General features: G+C 54.2%; 16 protein-coding genes. 10 read left to right on the forward strand and 6 right to left on the reverse strand.

Annotated features, from left to right (window positions below):
- The first annotated feature begins 121 nt into the window (after positions 1-121).
- From GTU79_RS27160 to GTU79_RS27170, 3 genes are all read left to right on the forward strand, one after another.
- Positions 122-1,144, forward strand: a complete 1,023-nt coding sequence (locus GTU79_RS27160; RefSeq protein WP_203520408.1) for a zinc-binding alcohol dehydrogenase family protein — start codon at positions 122-124, stop codon at positions 1,142-1,144.
- Between the two features lie 8 nt (positions 1,145-1,152).
- Complete coding sequence (locus GTU79_RS27165; RefSeq protein WP_203520406.1) at positions 1,153-1,917, forward strand: SDR family NAD(P)-dependent oxidoreductase; 765 nt, start codon at positions 1,153-1,155, stop codon at positions 1,915-1,917.
- A gap of 157 nt (positions 1,918-2,074) precedes the next feature.
- Positions 2,075-3,115, forward strand: a complete 1,041-nt coding sequence (locus tag GTU79_RS27170) for an enolase C-terminal domain-like protein (RefSeq protein WP_203520404.1) — start codon at positions 2,075-2,077, stop codon at positions 3,113-3,115.
- 10 nt (positions 3,116-3,125) lie between these two features.
- Here GTU79_RS27170 and GTU79_RS27175 read toward each other — a convergent pair whose 3' ends face one another.
- Genes GTU79_RS27175 through GTU79_RS27185 form a run of 3 tightly spaced genes read right to left on the reverse strand, consistent with a single transcriptional unit; the run spans position 3,126 to position 7,200 of the window.
- Positions 3,126-4,544: an efflux transporter outer membrane subunit gene (locus GTU79_RS27175; protein ID WP_203520402.1), complete on the reverse strand. Its 1,419-nt coding sequence runs from the start codon at positions 4,542-4,544 to the stop codon at positions 3,126-3,128.
- 8 nt (positions 4,545-4,552) lie between these two features.
- Positions 4,553-6,100: a DHA2 family efflux MFS transporter permease subunit gene (locus GTU79_RS27180; RefSeq protein WP_132924711.1), complete on the reverse strand. Its 1,548-nt coding sequence runs from the start codon at positions 6,098-6,100 to the stop codon at positions 4,553-4,555.
- On the reverse strand, positions 6,097-7,200 hold the full coding sequence (locus tag GTU79_RS27185; protein ID WP_203520400.1) for an HlyD family secretion protein: 1,104 nt from the start codon (positions 7,198-7,200) through the stop codon (positions 6,097-6,099). The genes GTU79_RS27180 and GTU79_RS27185 overlap by 4 nt, the downstream gene beginning before the upstream one ends.
- Before the next feature lie 136 nt (positions 7,201-7,336).
- Between GTU79_RS27185 and GTU79_RS27190 the strand changes: the two genes are divergently transcribed.
- Positions 7,337-8,062: a TetR/AcrR family transcriptional regulator gene (locus GTU79_RS27190; protein ID WP_203520398.1), complete on the forward strand. Its 726-nt coding sequence runs from the start codon at positions 7,337-7,339 to the stop codon at positions 8,060-8,062.
- Positions 8,063-8,161: 99 nt separating this feature from the next.
- Positions 8,162-8,590, forward strand: coding sequence for an OsmC family protein (locus tag GTU79_RS27195; protein WP_132924706.1), 429 nt, complete (start codon positions 8,162-8,164; stop codon positions 8,588-8,590).
- Positions 8,591-8,813: 223 nt separating this feature from the next.
- On the opposite strand, the gene GTU79_RS27200 is transcribed toward GTU79_RS27195, so the two are convergent.
- Positions 8,814-9,584, reverse strand: coding sequence for a DeoR/GlpR family DNA-binding transcription regulator (locus tag GTU79_RS27200; protein WP_203520396.1), 771 nt, complete (start codon positions 9,582-9,584; stop codon positions 8,814-8,816).
- Positions 9,585-9,721: 137 nt separating this feature from the next.
- On the opposite strand from GTU79_RS27200, the gene GTU79_RS27205 reads away from it, so the two are divergent.
- The 3 genes from GTU79_RS27205 (at position 9,722) to GTU79_RS27215 (ending at position 13,781) form a co-directional block, all read left to right on the forward strand.
- Positions 9,722-10,120, forward strand: a complete 399-nt coding sequence (locus tag GTU79_RS27205) for a VOC family protein (RefSeq protein WP_203520394.1) — start codon at positions 9,722-9,724, stop codon at positions 10,118-10,120.
- Between the two features lie 648 nt (positions 10,121-10,768).
- On the forward strand, positions 10,769-12,424 hold the full coding sequence (locus GTU79_RS31075) for a methyl-accepting chemotaxis protein (protein WP_214513540.1): 1,656 nt from the start codon (positions 10,769-10,771) through the stop codon (positions 12,422-12,424).
- Between the two features lie 235 nt (positions 12,425-12,659).
- Positions 12,660-13,781, forward strand: a complete 1,122-nt coding sequence (locus tag GTU79_RS27215) for a ribosomal protein uL16 3-hydroxylase (protein ID WP_203520389.1) — start codon at positions 12,660-12,662, stop codon at positions 13,779-13,781.
- A gap of 73 nt (positions 13,782-13,854) precedes the next feature.
- Here the strand turns inward: GTU79_RS27215 and GTU79_RS27220 are convergent, their stop codons facing one another.
- Together GTU79_RS27220 and GTU79_RS27225 are read right to left on the reverse strand one after the other, a co-directional pair.
- A complete protein-coding gene (locus GTU79_RS27220) occupies positions 13,855-14,058 on the reverse strand; it encodes a hypothetical protein (RefSeq protein ID WP_203520387.1) in 204 nt (67 codons plus the stop codon).
- 49 nt (positions 14,059-14,107) lie between these two features.
- Entirely contained in the window at positions 14,108-14,344 is a 237-nt protein-coding gene (locus GTU79_RS27225) for an antitoxin Xre/MbcA/ParS toxin-binding domain-containing protein (protein ID WP_253073442.1), read from the reverse strand.
- A 208-nt stretch (positions 14,345-14,552) separates the two neighbouring features.
- Here GTU79_RS27225 and GTU79_RS31710 point away from each other — a divergent pair, with 208 nt between their 5' ends.
- Positions 14,553-14,678, forward strand: a complete 126-nt coding sequence (locus GTU79_RS31710; RefSeq protein ID WP_420854135.1) for a hypothetical protein — start codon at positions 14,553-14,555, stop codon at positions 14,676-14,678.
- Positions 14,679-14,776: 98 nt separating this feature from the next.
- The gene (locus GTU79_RS31715) at positions 14,777-15,046 is read left to right on the forward strand and encodes a hypothetical protein (RefSeq protein WP_420854136.1); all 270 of its coding nucleotides are present in this window, start codon (positions 14,777-14,779) and stop codon (positions 15,044-15,046) included.
- Positions 15,047-15,048: the final 2 nt, after the last annotated feature.

Consider the following 15,048-nt stretch of genomic DNA (forward strand, 5'->3'; position numbering starts at 1 on the left):
GTGTGATAGGCGTTATCGGCGCTCTCTGCGTGGCCCTGTTTGTCCGGGTCTCTCCATTGATGGAATCTGCTGAGAAATCGCCTACCTAACAAATATTTTTTATCATTTAGGGCAGAAATTCATGAAAGCGTTAATTATTGATCGTAACAGTCAAACCCGCTTTGACGATATTCCAGAGCCATCGATTAAAGAGGGTGAAGTGCTTGTTTCCGTGGAATATGTCGGGCTATGCGGCTCTGACTTGAATACCTGGCGCGGGTTGAACCCGCTGGTGGTCTATCCCTGCCTTCCCGGACATGAAATCGGCGGCACCGTTACGCAGGTAGCGGAAGATGTCACCAAGTGCCAGGTAGGCGATCGCGTCACCATATTGCCTTATACCGCCTGCGGCGAATGCAGCTCCTGTAAAAAAGGCCGGCCCAACGCCTGCAAATACAACCAGACCCTGGGGGTTCAGCGGCAAGGCGGCATGGTCAGGAAACTCGCCGTGCCTTTCCAAAAAGCGCTGGTCTGTAACCAATTGAACAGCCGGCAACTGGCCCTGATTGAACCGCTGTCGGTAGGACTGCACGCCGCCCGGCGGGGAGCGATAAACGTGGGCGAGTGGGTGGTTATCATTGGCTGCGGCGTTATCGGCCTGGGGACCATTGCGGCGGCGGCGGCGATGGGGGCCAGAGTCATTGCCGTGGATATTGACGACCGGAAAGAAGCGGTTGCCCTTGCCTGCGGCGCGACCCGCTTCATCAATAGCAGCAAATCCGATCTCCTTGAGATTGCCGGTGGACTCGATGAAGGACGAGGTCCGTCCCTGGTCATCGAAGCGGTGGGCCTGAGCAGCACTATCGAGCTTGCCGTTGACCTGGTCGCCTTTGCGGGACGGATTGTCTATGTCGGCTATGCCAAAAAACCCGTTACCTTTGATAGCGCGATCTTTTTGCTGAAGGAACTTGATATCCGCGGATCGCGAGGGGCCACGGAAGCGGATTTCCGCGCCGTTATTGCGCTGATGGAACAGAATCGTTATCCGGTGGAATTGCTTATCAGCGCTTATTATCCCCTTGGAAAAGCCGATCGCGCGCTGGAACACTGGGCGAGCGACCCGGGAGCTGTCACTAAAATTTTAGTTGAGCTTCAATCAGAATAAGGTGGCGTATGTCGCAGGCAAACGTATTCTCATTGCAAGGTAAAACCGCCTTGATTACCGGCGGATCCCGCGGGCTGGGTTTCGCCATTGCACAGTGCATGGCGGATAGCGGCGCGAAGGTTATTATCACATCACGGCACCAGGAGGATGCTCAACGGGCGGCCGAAGCTCTGGGCCCTCAGGCTTTTGGATATGCCTTTGACGTCGCTGACACAGAAACAACCCGGCAATGGGTTAGCGGTTTACTGGCGGAACATGGCCGCATCGATATATTGGTTAATAACGCGGGGAATCACTGTAAAAAATCAATCGAGGAGATGAGCGTCGGGGATTTTGAATCCATTATCGATGTGCATATCGTGGGTGCCTTTGCATTAACAAAAGCCCTGGTGCCGCATATGAAGCAATACGGTAACGGCAACATACTTTTTATGGCCTCGATGGCGTCTTTTATCGGCGTCCCTTATGTGTCGGGTTATTCAGCGGCAAAATCAGCCTGTCTCGGGCTAGTCCGGGCGTTGACGACTGAACTGGCGGATTCGGGCATCCGGGTCAATGGTATTGCTCCCGGCTGGATTGATACGCCAATGTTAAGAAAAGCCATTGCCGGAGATAAAGAACGTAGCCAGAAGATTCTCAACCGAACGCCAATGAAAAAATTCGGCACACCCAAAGATATTGGCTGGGCTGCTGTTTATCTCGTCTCTGATGCCGCCGCCTTTGTTAGCGGACATGTATTAGTGGTTGATGGCGGAGCATTGATCGGCTTTTAACGGAATAACGATCCGCTCAGTCACCCTATGCGCTCCGGCCCTATTCAAAAACATTATTAATGCCTATTCAGGGGGAAAAATGAAAGTCACCGCGTTGGAAACATGGCATTGCGCAAGAAACCTCCGCTTATTCCCCGAAAACAGATCGGGTGCCAATATGTCATGGGATGTAGTAGTGATTAAGCTGCACACCGATGCCGATATCGCGGGCGAAGCATGCGCATTGGCAGCCCGTTCAGGCATTATTACCGAGAACTATCTGCATGAAAATATCGCGCCTCTGGTCCTGGGACAGGATGTGACGGAACGGGAACGCATCTGGCACGAGCTCTGGACCCTCGATCGTCATTTGACCTTTTTCCCCAATTATTTGCCCGGCCCGGTAGATGTGGCGCTGTGGGATATTGCGGCGAAAGCGGCTGATTTACCGCTGTTCAGATATCTCGGCGCCTATCGTAATAGCTTACCGGTCTATGCCAGCGGGCTGTTCCATGGTGAGACGGAGGAGTATATCAAGGAAGCCCTTCACTATAAAAATTCGGGGATTCAAGGGTATAAAGTTCACTCCCCCGGCCCGTGGCGAAAAGATATTGAAGTTCATGAAGCACTGCGCCATGCGGTAGGAGATGACTTTTTACTGTTTGCCGATCCGGTGGGTGATTACACCTTAAGCGAGGCTATCAAGGTTGGCCGTTCACTTGAAAAGATGAATTACGAATGGTTTGAAGAACCGTTCAGGGATTTTGAACTGACCAAATACCAGCAGTTATGCGCCAGTCTGGACATTGCCATTGCCGCGACGGAAACAACCCGAGGGGCGCATTGGGGAGTTGCGCAGGCCATTGCGCAACAGGCGGCCGATATCGTCCGCGCCGATGTATCCTGGAAAACCGGGATCACCGGCACACTAAAAATTGCCCATATGGCTGAAGCAAACGGACTGAATTGCGAAATCCATACCACCACCATGGGGTTGATGGATATTGCGAATCTCCATGTCTCCTGCGCCATTAAAAACTGTGACTATTTTGAGTATTTTGTGCCTGAGCACGCTTTTATGTTCCCGCTGTTAAATAAGCTTCCTATCGACGATAAAGGGATTATCCATGTCCCGGAACAACCTGGCCTGGGTGTTGAACTTGACTGGGATGAAATCAAAAAACTCTGCGTATCCCATCGTATAAGCGAGTTTGGTTGAAGCGTTTCATTCAGCCGGCGCCGTCCTGCCAGCCCAGCCCCAGGCTTTTTTGCAGCGCGACGAAGTCTAATGCCAGGGAGGTTTGCGCCTGGATGCGGTGCTGCCCGGCGGTAAGCGCCGTACGCTGGGTATCCAGCAGGTCAATCAGGCTGGAGACGCCGGCGCCATAGCGTTGGCTGACCAGTGCGCTGTCGCGGTCGGCGGTATTTTCCACCTGCAGATAATTCACCAGCGTCTGGCGCTGCTGACCGTAGCGCGACAGCGAGCTGTTGGCGTCCCGCAGCGCATCCAGCACGGTCTTGCGCCATTGCGCTTCGGCTTCGTCCCGCTGTGCCTTGGCCACATTGATTTGTGACCGAACCCGGCCGAAATCCAGGATATTCCACTGCAGCATCGGAATGAGCATCCAGGACTCATTTTCCTGCCTGTATATTTGACCGCTGTCTGAACTGCTAAAACCCAGCAGACCGCGCAGGGTGACCTTGGGGTAAAGATCCGCCACATGCTCGCCGACGGTGGCCGTACTGGCGGCCAACTGGCGCTCGGCGCTACGGATATCCGGCCGATGGCGCAACAGGGACACCGGGTCGCCGGCATTGACCCGGTCGGGCTGCGCCGGCAGACGGTCGGCACCCGCCAGCAGCGTATCCAGCGCGCCGGGCGTCAGACCCGAGAGGAATGCCAACTGGTCCTGGTAATCGTTAATATCCGCCTGCAATGACGGAATCTCCGCCCGGCTGTTTTCAAACTGCGTTTGCAGCCGGTTGACGTCGCTATCGTTTGCCGCGCCGCGCTCGCGCCGCTGGCTCACCAGATCCAGCGCCTTTTGCTGTAATTGCAGGTTTTGATTGAGGTTTGCCAGCCGCTCGCGCGTGCCGCACAACAGCAGGTAATTGCGCGCCACTTCGGCGGCGATGGAGACCTGCGTATCCGCCAGGCTGGCCTCGCTGGCCTGCGCCTGCGCCCGGCCGGCTTGCACCGCGCGGCGCTCCTGGCCGAACAAATCCAATTCCCAACTGGCGTCAAAGCTGCTGCTGTAGAGGTTCATCGGGTTATCGCCCCCCAAGCCGATGCTGTCGGGCAATTTGGCGCGCGCCGCCAGGGCGCTGGCATTCAGTTTCGGATATTGCTGGGCTTCGTCGCCCATAAGCGTCGCCCGCGCCTCCTTCAGACGGTCAGCGGCAATGGCGAGGTCCGGGTTATGCCGCAGGGCATTATCGATAAGCCCGTTCAGCCGCGGGTCATGAAATGCCAGCCACCAGCGCGCCTGCGCCGGTTGCGTGCCGACGCCGGAAGAAGGCAAACGCTGGAATTGACTCACCGCGGGCGCGGCGGGCGGTCCCTGATAGTCCGGCCCCACGCTGCAGCCCGCCAGCAGCAAAGCCAGCGTGGCCGGTAAAAACAGTTTCCCGTATGCAAAAGTGGTCATTTTGATTTTCACTTATGGGTTAAACGCGGCGCGCGCAGCAGCAACGCCAGCGGAATACAGCACATCAGGGCGATGCCAAGCAGGAAAAACGACTCGGAATAGGTCATTACCGCCGCCTGCTGGTTGATTTCATTCGCCAATTGCGCCATAGCTTGCATTTTGGCATGCCAAATGTCGCCATGCTCGCTGGCGAACAGAGCGGTATTGCCGGACAAACGGCTGTCCGCCAGCGGCGAGTTGGCGGTCACGGACTCCCGGATAATGTCGCTGTGCAATTTGTTCTGACGGTCGATAAACACGCCCATCAGCGCCAGGCCCACCGAGCCGCCGAGATTGCGCATCATGTTATACAGCCCGGCGGCATCCGCCGCTTCTTCATTGCTCACTGCCGCCATCGATGCTTGATTGAGCGGCATCATTGCCATGATTTGCCCGGCGCCCCGCAGCAGCTGCGAGTAGAAAAAATCATTGCCGGCGCTCTGCGCGGTGAGCGTGGTATCCAGAAAACAGCTCACCGCAAACAGGATAATTCCGGTAATAACCAGCAAGCGCGCATCCACACGGCCCAGCAGACGCGGCAATATGGGCATCATCAGCAGGCTGGGAATGCCGGAAATCAACAATACGTTACCGGACTGCAGGGCGTTATAACCGACAATTCCGCTCAGAAACTGCGGCAGTAAATAAAGCACGCAATACAGGCCCATGCCGACGACAAACACGATGACCAGCACGCTGGCAAAACGCGGGTTGGCCAGCAGGGAGAGGCGAATAACCGCTTTTTTGGCGGTAACCTGGGCTATCGCCAGACAAATGAACCCTACGACCATCACCACCGTCAGCCAAATGATGAGGTTCGACTCAAACCAGCGATCCCGCTGGCCCTCCTCCAGCACCACCGTCAAACTGCTCAGAGCCGCGCTCAAGCCGAAAATGCCCAGCCAGTCCGCTTTGAAAAAGTCGTCCCAGACGGGCTTCTCCGGCGGCAGGCCCAGCAACAATAACAGCACCAGGCCGGCGCTCACCGGAATATTGAGAAAGAAGCACCAGTTCCAGCTGACGTTTTCAGCCAGCCAGCCGCCCACCACCGGCCCGAGCACCGGCCCGAGGATAACGATAACGCCGAACAGCGACATCCCCAACGGTAACTGGCTGCGCGGCAGGCGGGTACGGATAATCATCTGCGCGGTAGGGATCATTGCGCCGCCGGCAAAACCCTGGCCGATTCGGCCGATGATCATTTGCGCCAAACTGTCGGCGGTGCCGCACATAATGGAAAAAAACGTGAACAGCAGGGCGCAGCCCACCAGGAAATTGCGCAGGCCCAGCAGGCGGCTCAGCCAGCCCGCCAGCGGGATCATGACGATTTCCGACATCAGGTAGCCGGTGGAAATCCAGGTGCCTTCCGTACCGGTTGCGCCGATTTCGCCCTGGATTTGCGGCAGCGCCGAGTTGGTTATGGAGATATCCAGCGTCGCCATCAGCGCACCCAGCGCGCCGGCCAGCACGGCTATCCAGTCCGTGATATCGGCTTTTTCCCGCACTGACTCACTCATGGCTGCGTACGCTGCCGGGACGGATGCGTATCCACATCAACAGACACCGACATGCCCGCTACCAGACGTTTCAACTCGTCGGAATGTTCGGTAATCCGGATGCGCACCGGTACACGCTGGACGATTTTGGTAAAGTTGCCGGTGGCGTTATCCGGCGGCAGCAGCGCAAACAATGAACCGGTGCCGGGGGCGAAGCTCTCCACCTGGCCCTGGAAGTCATGGTCCGGAAGAGAGTCCACATGCAGCGTGGCCGGCTGGCCGGGACGCATATTGGTCAGTTGCGTTTCCTTGAAGTTCGCCACCAGATAAATGTCATCATTCGGCACCACGGTTAACAGCCGAGTGCCGGGCTGAACATACTGGCCTACGCGCACGGCGCGGTCGCCTACAAAACCGTCGATGGGGCTACGGATCACCGTATCGCGCAGATCGATACCGGACTGTTGCCGGTTCGCCCGGGCGGAGGATAATTGCGCTTTGGCTTGTTCAATCTGCGCCTGCATAGACCGGATCTGCGCCGAAGCCGATTTCACCGCCGCCACGTTGGCGTCGTAATCCGCCTGCGCCTGGTCCCGGCTACGGCCCAGATCGGTGAGTTTCTCCTGATTTTCCGCGCCGCTGGCGGCCAGCGGCCGGTAGCGCTGGTATTCGTGCTCCGCATAATGCAGTTGCACCAGCGCCGACCGCTGCCGCGCCCGCGCCTCTTCTATTTCCGCCTGCTGGCGGGTGATTTCCGCCGTGGCGCGGTCAATATCCGCCTGGTTGGACAAAATAGTGGCGTCCGCCTGGTCAAGGCGCGCCTGATACTGATCGTCCTCCAACCGCACCACCGGCTGCCCGGCGCCGATCCTCTGGTTATCCTTCACCAGCACCTCGCGCACATAACCCGTGACCTTCGGTGCCAGCGTCACGCTGTCGGCCTGCAAATAGGCATCGTCGGTGGATTCGCTAAAACGGGCGACCAGCAGCCAGTAAAGCAGCCCCGCCGCCAGCAGAACGGCGCCCGCCAGCACCAGATAAAGCAGGATGCGGCGTTTTCGACGCGGTCGTATGGGAACAGGAGGCTGTGAAGCGCTAGGAGTTGAAGCTGTTGTAGCCATGGATGACGATAAGCCTTTATGAAATTATTCCAATTGGAACAACTATTCCATATGGAATAATTGTGTCAAGTGATATATTTCCTAATTGTCCCACCGGTAGGTATAATCGGTACGTTTTTGCACAGGACCTGAAAATATGCCTAAAAGCATGCAGCCGAAGCGACTCCGCCATCCCTCTTCCGGAGGTTATGCCCGCGGGAGCGAAACCCGCCAGCGCATCATCGACAGCGCCATCGAACTGTTTGGCGAATCGGGGTACGAGAGTACGTCCACCCGTCAGATTGCCAAAAAGGCGGGCGTCAATCCCCCCGCGCTGCAATACTACTTCGACAATAAAGAAGGTTTGTACATCGCCTGCACGGCATCTCTCGTGGAGGAGAATCAGGCATGGCTCCAGCCTTTTCTGGCGCGGACCCTGGTAAAGAACAGCGCCGATACGGACACCTGCATCGAGACGCTATGCCAAATGCTGGACAGTCTGCTTGAGCGGATTTTAAGCAAAAACGCCACCAGCGGCCAGCGGCTGTTTTATGCGCGTATGCGCCTGGGCCAAGGGCCGGGCAAGACCGCGGAAGATTTCAGCAACAAGCTGTTCGGACAGCTGTTTTCCGGGGCGGTTAAGCTGGTGGCTCGCATCTGCGACAGCCCGATGGACGATGAGATGGTGCAGCTTCGCACCCTGTCATTGCTTGGCCAGGTCACCACCTTTCACGTCTTGCGCCACACCCTGTTTCCTACCCTGACGGAAACCGGCAGCGTTACGGCGGAAAAAAAAGAGATGATAAAAAAATGCATTCGCGAACAAAGCCTGACGCTGATGCACAGTTGGCGTAAGGCATCGGAAAAAACCGCCCCCCATTAGCCCCTTCCATGAGAAAATTTTCGGATGGCTTTGTTGCCCGACGCGCAATGGGCACGATCTTCTATACTTATGGCTTGTTCATCCACAAAGGTGAAAAACATGACGATCCATAAGAAAGGTCAGGCCCATTGGGAAGGCGATATCAAACGCGGTAAAGGTACCGTCTCCACCGAGAGCGGGGCGCTGCAACAGCAGCCCTACGGTTTCAACACCCGTTTCGAGGGCGCGGCGGGAACCAACCCGGAAGAGCTGATAGGCGCGGCCCATGCCGCCTGTTTTTCCATGGCATTATCCCTGATGCTTGGCGACGAGGGCTTTACGCCTGACAGCATTGATACCACAGCGGATGTTTCGCTGGATAAAGTTGAAGGCGGATTCGCCATCACTAAAGTAGCATTGAACAGCACGGTGAAGCTGCCGGGCATTGATGATGCGGTATTTGAAAAAATCATTCAAAAAGCCAAAGCCGGCTGCCCGGTATCGCAGTTGCTGAAAGCGGAAATAACGCTTCAGTATCATCTTAATTAAATTACCCTCTTCGCTGTCTCTAATTATCTCTGGAGACAGCGATCGACAGACAAAATGGATAAATTCTGCCTGGTGTCATCTTTTAAATATCATATTTACTTTTAAAAAAATGAATTTTCATGAATAAAAAAATAACTACGCCATATCAGAATAAATTATTCATGCTTGAATATCAAAGTGATGAACTCCGCCCCTGAGGTTGTTTTTACAAGGTTAAACAACCTCAGACAGTGATGATTCGAATATCATGTGTCTTGAAAAAGTTAATAAACTCCTTACGTAAACTCTCCTCAACAACCATTACATCAATTTCACTTGGGTCGGCGACAACATAACGCGCCACACCAGGAACTTTCTCCGCGGTCAGGGCCACGACGACCTGATTACTCTGTTTGATAACGGCCTTCTTGAACTCGCAGTCCTCAAAATCAAAACCCGTCAGCCCGGTTTCCGGAGCCATGGCACAAGCGCCGATAAAAGCCTGGTCGAAGATAATTCCCCGAAGCTGGTCTACAGCAGTACTGCCTAAGCTCCCACCCGACGCCTTCTGGATGCGTCCACCCAGCACAATCGTTTCACTTTGGGGATGTTTCATCAACTCAACGGCAATGGCAGGAGAATTTGTTACTGCCGTCAGCCGGATATCCTCAGGCAGTGCTCTGGCAATGGCGAGATTAGTCGTGCCTGAATCAATAAAAATACAGCTATCGGACGTAATTAGTCCCACACAGGCCTGCGCGATCATGTCTTTGTTTGCAATATTCTGCTCTTTGCGATTGATAAAACTGCCGGCTTCCGGTAGCTGAAGCACTGCCCCGCCGTACACTTTCTTACAGATGCCTTCCTTGCTAAGCTCCTGTAAATCCCGGCGAATGGTGTGTTCAGACACCTTCAATTGCGCCGCCATTTCCACACAGACCACCCTTCCCTCCTGCTCAAGGATCCGGCGGATCAGGACTTGCCGTTGATTGGGAAAAGCTGCATAATCGAGCATAATAATTCCTTATTGGCTCAAACATCGAGCATCAATGAGCATAATCATGCATACACGATCGGTCTGTCAACACTATTGACCCCCATTATGGGTGAAAAAGATGACAGCGTCGGCCGCAATTCCTCACGGAGGTTGAAATGAAAATAGCACACGTCGCACTCTGGACCCGTCATCTCGAGGCTCAGGTTGCGTTCTGGCAACGGACTTTTGGCGGAATCAGTAATGAACGCTATGTCAGCAAAAACCGCGCCGGGTTTGAATCTCACTTCATTACGCTACTGGGGGGACCCACTATTGAACTGATGACCTTGCCGGAGTTGCCGGCCGCGCCGGAACATCCGGAGTTTGTCGGCTGGGCGCATATTGCGGTGGATGTGGGCACCAAGGAAGAGGTCGATCGCCTGGCCGACCATGCCCGTCAACGCGGCACATTATTGAGCCCTGCCCGTATCACGGGCGACGGCTACTACGAAGCCGTGATTGCCGATCCGGAGGGTAATCGGATAGAGCTGGTGGCTGAGCCGGACGTGAAATAGGCAAGACACCTACGCGCATCACGATGACCCCACCGGGTCTTCGGCAATTTAATCAAACTCATTGGATAAATACGATTAATACCAAATGAAAAATAAGATGAATGTATAATTATCATTATATTTCAATTAATCGAAAACCAATAGAATAATCAGATTATCCTATCCCTATTGCAGGGTCAATTTTTCATATCGCCAAAATTATTAATAAAAATCAATTGTTAATAATAAGCTTTAGAAATACCTGATTCACCTTAGTTTCATGGGATAATTATTATGAAAATCCAATATATAAATGATAATCTCGGCAATGAATGAACCTATTAGAAAACAAAACCCAATATACAAATTAGAATGATGCCAGACAAAAATAATGGCAACGGGAAATCATTTGCCACCATAACAATTTACTGAATGAAAAAAGCGACCAGCACCCAGTGTTAACGTGCCGTACAGACGGATATCGGCCAACGATAAGGGCGGCGGCATAAGGTCAAAAATTAAAGTTTTCTGGTTTCTTGCCGTTATATCACAAATACGATACCCCGTCCCTGGAAGAATTCGGCAGGTACGGTGCGTCGAGTTGAATTAGCACAAATTAATTGCACTAGTTCCTAAATTTGCTGTTTAAACTATGGAAGTTAATTTTTAATGAAGAATATTTCAGTTCGACTTGCGTTGACCGGCGCAATTTCCGTTTTTGCGCTGATGATTTTGGCGATTTCCTGCGCAGGTCTGTTCGCGCTCACGCGCTCAAACGACACTACTGACTTTGTTCACCAGGCGGATAGCCGGGTAATTCTGATTAATGATGTCTACAAAGATTCTGCACGTACCCGTGCGGGTTTTGCCCTGGTCTATGCCAGCTTATTGAAAGATGGCAAAGCCGAACCCTGGATTTACAAAAACATCGAGACCACCCACGGGCGCATGCTGGCCAATATCCAACTATTCAAAGGCCTCCCCGTCATGCTCAGTAGCGACGAAGCTATAAAGACTGAACTGGTCGAGTCGGCGAATGCCTTGAGCCAGCTTCTCGACAAAGCGGAGCATTTGTTGCAGGCGGGGGACGTGAAAAGCTACTACGATATCAACATACAGGATATCGACAAAGCCGGAGGACGATTTTCCACATCGCTGGAGAAGTATCAGAAAGACACGCGTGAAACTGTAAACACGCTGGCGCAGATGAGAAACAGCGAATACCGCCAGTTGCTGTGGACGTTGGCAATCGTATTATTCATTACCCTGTTGATAGCCATTACCGTGCTGTTTTTATTGCGAAACATCATATTGCGGCCACTGAACTATGCCATCGAACAGCTCGATGCGGTGGCGGAAGGCGATTTAACCGCCGACATACGGGTATCAAGCAAAAACGAAATCGGTAGATTGCTCTTCGCCATTAAGGGAATGCAACAAAACCTGATGCGTCTGGTCACGCAAGTCCGCTTTGGCGCTGAAGAGATAAACATCGGCTCCAGAGAAATTGCGGCAGGCAACACAGACCTCTCGTCCCGCACAGAAGCACAGGCCTCTTCACTTGAAGAAACCGCCGCCTCGATGGAACAGCTCGCCTCCAACGTCAAGCAAAACGCCGATAATGCGCGACAGACCAGCCAACTCGCCGCCAATGCTTCCCAAATGGCCGAGTCCGGCAGCAAGGCTGTATCAGAAGTCGTCCAGACAATGAATGCGATTTCTTCCAGTTCCAGCAAAATTTCCGAGATTATCTCGGTAATCGATAGCATCGCTTTCCAGACCAATATACTGGCGCTAAATGCGGCGGTGGAGGCTGCACGCGCCGGAGAGCAAGGCAAGGGCTTCGCGGTGGTGGCAAGCGAAGTACGCACGCTGGCTCAACGCACCGCCTCCGCGGCCAAAGAGATCAAATCCCTCATAGAAGACTCCGCAGACAAGGTCAACATAGGCGCAGGGCAGGTGGAGCGCGCCGGTGCAACCATGCATCAACTCGTTTCGTCAGTGAAGCACGTCACTGACACCGTGGCGGAAATCTCGGCGGCATCACAGGAGCAATCTACCGGTATCGACCAGGTCAACCTCGCGGTTTCGCAGATGGACGGGGTAACGCAGCAGAATGCCTCGCTGGTGGAACAGTCCTCAGCGGCCAGCGCCTCGCTGATGGAGCAGGTACGCCTGCTGCTTGAAACTATTCATGTGTTCAAATTACATGAACCGAAAGGCAGGCCAGAGGAGGTCAAACCAGACATAACTAAAGTATCGCCTCTTCCCGCCAATAAGCCTGCTGAGAAACAAAACGACACTGCCGGCTGGGAAACATTCTGAATAAGCGATCCGGATAACGTTATACCTTGAATAATTCCAGTTGCGGGAAGGCGGCAACGCATCTGCTGCTTGAAGTATGACGGGTATACGCCTTTGCCAGACAACGTCACCCCCGGGAATGGACTGACCCTCTTCATTTTTGCCTGGCTGAACGCCTAGCCTTGACCAATGACAAAGCGGCCACGGGGGGACTCGATATAATCAGGGCCGTTTGTCTTCTCACTGGTGTGAACGCATGGCTTATCAGCTGAACCTTAACTGGCCCGAATTTTTAGAAAAATACTGGCAAAAACGACCCGTCATATTAAAGAACGCTTTCCCGGACTTTATCGATCCTATTACGCCGGACGAACTGGCCGGCCTGGCCATGGAAGCGGAGGTGGACAGCCGCCTGGTAAGCCATGCAAACGGGGAGTGGCAGGCCAGCCACGGGCCGTTTGAACACTTTGATGATCTGGGTGAAACCGGCTGGTCGCTGCTGGCCCAGGCCGTCAACCATTGGCATGCCCCGTCCGCCGAACTCGTGCGCCCGTTTCGGGTGCTGCCGGACTGGCGTTTGGACGATCTGATGATCTCCTTTTCCGTACCTGGGGGCGGCGTCGGACCGCATATCGATCAGTACGATGTCTTTATCATCCAGGGAATGGGCCGCCGCCGCTGGCGCGTCGGCGATAAACTGCCCCTTAGGCAGTTTTGCCCGCATCCGGCGCTGCTGCACGTTGAGCCGTTCACGCCAATCATTGATGAAGACCTCAATGCGGGGGATATTTTGTATATTCCGCCGGGCTTCCCGCACGACGGTTTCACCCACGAAACCGCCCTCAACTACTCGGTGGGTTTCCGCGGACCCAACGGCCGGGATTTAATCAGCAGTTTCGCCGACTATGCGCTGGAAAACGATCTCGGCGGCGAGCATTACAGCGATCCTGATTTAACCTGCCGGGAGCATCCGGGACGGGTTGAAGATCATGAGCTTAATCGCCTGCGTACGATGATGACCGATATGATTAATCAGCCGGAAGATTTTAAACAGTGGTTTGGCCGCTTCGCCACCACGCCGCGCCACGAGCTGGATATCGCTCCCGCCCAGCCGCTCTATAAGAGCGACGAGATTGTCGGCGCGCTGATGGAGGGCCAAGTCTTGAAACGCCTGGACGGTCTGAGGGTTCTGCAGGTCGGCGACGGCTTCTTCATCAATGGCGAACCGCTGGTTACGGTCAATCCCGACGCCGCCGACGCGCTGTGCCAATATACCTTTATCGGTAAAAATGAACTGGGGGAGGCGCTTCATCATCCGGCTTTTGCGGCTGAGCTGACCGGGCTGGTTAATCAGGGATACTGGTTCTTTGACGAGTAGAATAAAAGTGCTGGTAATCGCGGCTTGCTGTAGCGTATATCGTGATGCGATAGGCAAGCCACGTATTTAACAATCATTCCCGCTCCTTGCGGATCTGAATGTCATAATGAATTCCGTCAGTGTTTCCATCAGCCCATAATCCAAACGCATGCTTATTACTAGCGGGGCGATTATCTGCAAGATTGAAGGCTTCGCGGATTAACTCTGCCTGAGAGAGATGACGAATAGCGGCCAGATTATCCCATTGCCGGGGATCCTCTTCAGGTAAATCGATCACTAGGGGGTCATCAGCTACTCCTTAGGGTGATTTTCGCTTGGCGCTACGCTTAACCATGGCAGATCTCCTGTATCTCATCCTGCGCAGCCGCAATCACCAGTTCAGGCTGCGTACCGAGCAGATCCTGTGGCCGTTTGGCCCCCAGGAAACTGTTTGGCGAGCGAAACCAGTAGGCCATGCCCCAGCTGTCCTTGTCGCTGGTGAAGATTTCGATGACCTCGGCTAAGGACTTGAGCGGGCGAAAGCCGGCGTCGCGATCAAGACCGTATGCGGGGTAATAGTCCACACCGTTATGGCGGATAGCAAAGTTCTGGCTTTTTTTGACCTCCGTCTATTTAGACGGAGGGTTCAAGCTGCCCGATCAACGTCGGGAGGGCGACTAATACAATACCCTTCGGGGAAATAAGTCCGCGGTTCGCTAGACCGTTTTGAGCCTCCCGGCACCATAATTTTTGGTGTCGTTGTTTTTACTCAAAGAAACTAGCGAGATTTTTATGCCTACAATGACCTTATCTTCATGCCGGCGCACCGATGCGCTGCTTGCCATACCCTTTAGCGCCGAAACCGATTTCACCCTGCTGGCTGACTATAGCGAACAATTTGCCAAAACCCGGCTGTAGGTTGACGAACCCATGCAGCGGCAAGCGCTCTAGGTCCGGCTGGCCAACTGCCTGGCAACGCTGCTGCCTACCATGGATGCCCCCTTCCGCCTCATTTGGTGGAAAGCCTGACCGTTGATGAGCTCCCCTCGCCGAGGCTCGGCTTTGAACCCGATGCCGATCTGCTCTGCGAATATTGTCTGACGCTGGCGCGCCTTTTGACAAACCGGGCGGTAACGCCGGAAATGGAGCAAACCCTGATTGGGCTGATGTTCGAACTGGTCAGCTACTTCGCCGGCGAACTGAAAGCCCCTCGCTGGGTGCGTACCGGCAAAGGGGTAAAGCTGATCGCGGAAGTTGAAAATGAAGACCGGGAATGGGTGCCTTGATG

It is taken from the genome of Sodalis ligni (assembly GCF_016865525.2).
In the GTDB taxonomy this organism is placed as follows: domain Bacteria; phylum Pseudomonadota; class Gammaproteobacteria; order Enterobacterales; family Enterobacteriaceae; genus Acerihabitans; species Acerihabitans ligni.

Coding starts and splice junctions, on each gene's coding strand:
- GTU79_RS27160 (WP_203520408.1), top strand. CDS start 122: ATGAAAGCGTTAATTATTGATCGTAACAGTCAAACCCGCTTTGACGAT.
- GTU79_RS27165 (WP_203520406.1), top strand. CDS start 1,153: ATGTCGCAGGCAAACGTATTCTCATTGCAAGGTAAAACCGCCTTGATT.
- GTU79_RS27170 (WP_203520404.1), top strand. CDS start 2,075: ATGTCATGGGATGTAGTAGTGATTAAGCTGCACACCGATGCCGATATC.
- GTU79_RS27175 (WP_203520402.1), bottom strand. CDS start 4,544: ATGACCACTTTTGCATACGGGAAACTGTTTTTACCGGCCACGCTGGCT.
- GTU79_RS27180 (WP_132924711.1), bottom strand. CDS start 6,100: ATGAGTGAGTCAGTGCGGGAAAAAGCCGATATCACGGACTGGATAGCC.
- GTU79_RS27185 (WP_203520400.1), bottom strand. CDS start 7,200: ATGGCTACAACAGCTTCAACTCCTAGCGCTTCACAGCCTCCTGTTCCC.
- GTU79_RS27190 (WP_203520398.1), top strand. CDS start 7,337: ATGCCTAAAAGCATGCAGCCGAAGCGACTCCGCCATCCCTCTTCCGGA.
- GTU79_RS27195 (WP_132924706.1), top strand. CDS start 8,162: ATGACGATCCATAAGAAAGGTCAGGCCCATTGGGAAGGCGATATCAAA.
- GTU79_RS27200 (WP_203520396.1), bottom strand. CDS start 9,584: ATGCTCGATTATGCAGCTTTTCCCAATCAACGGCAAGTCCTGATCCGC.
- GTU79_RS27205 (WP_203520394.1), top strand. CDS start 9,722: ATGAAAATAGCACACGTCGCACTCTGGACCCGTCATCTCGAGGCTCAG.
- GTU79_RS31075 (WP_214513540.1), top strand. CDS start 10,769: ATGAAGAATATTTCAGTTCGACTTGCGTTGACCGGCGCAATTTCCGTT.
- GTU79_RS27215 (WP_203520389.1), top strand. CDS start 12,660: ATGGCTTATCAGCTGAACCTTAACTGGCCCGAATTTTTAGAAAAATAC.
- GTU79_RS31710 (WP_420854135.1), top strand. CDS start 14,553: ATGCCTACAATGACCTTATCTTCATGCCGGCGCACCGATGCGCTGCTT.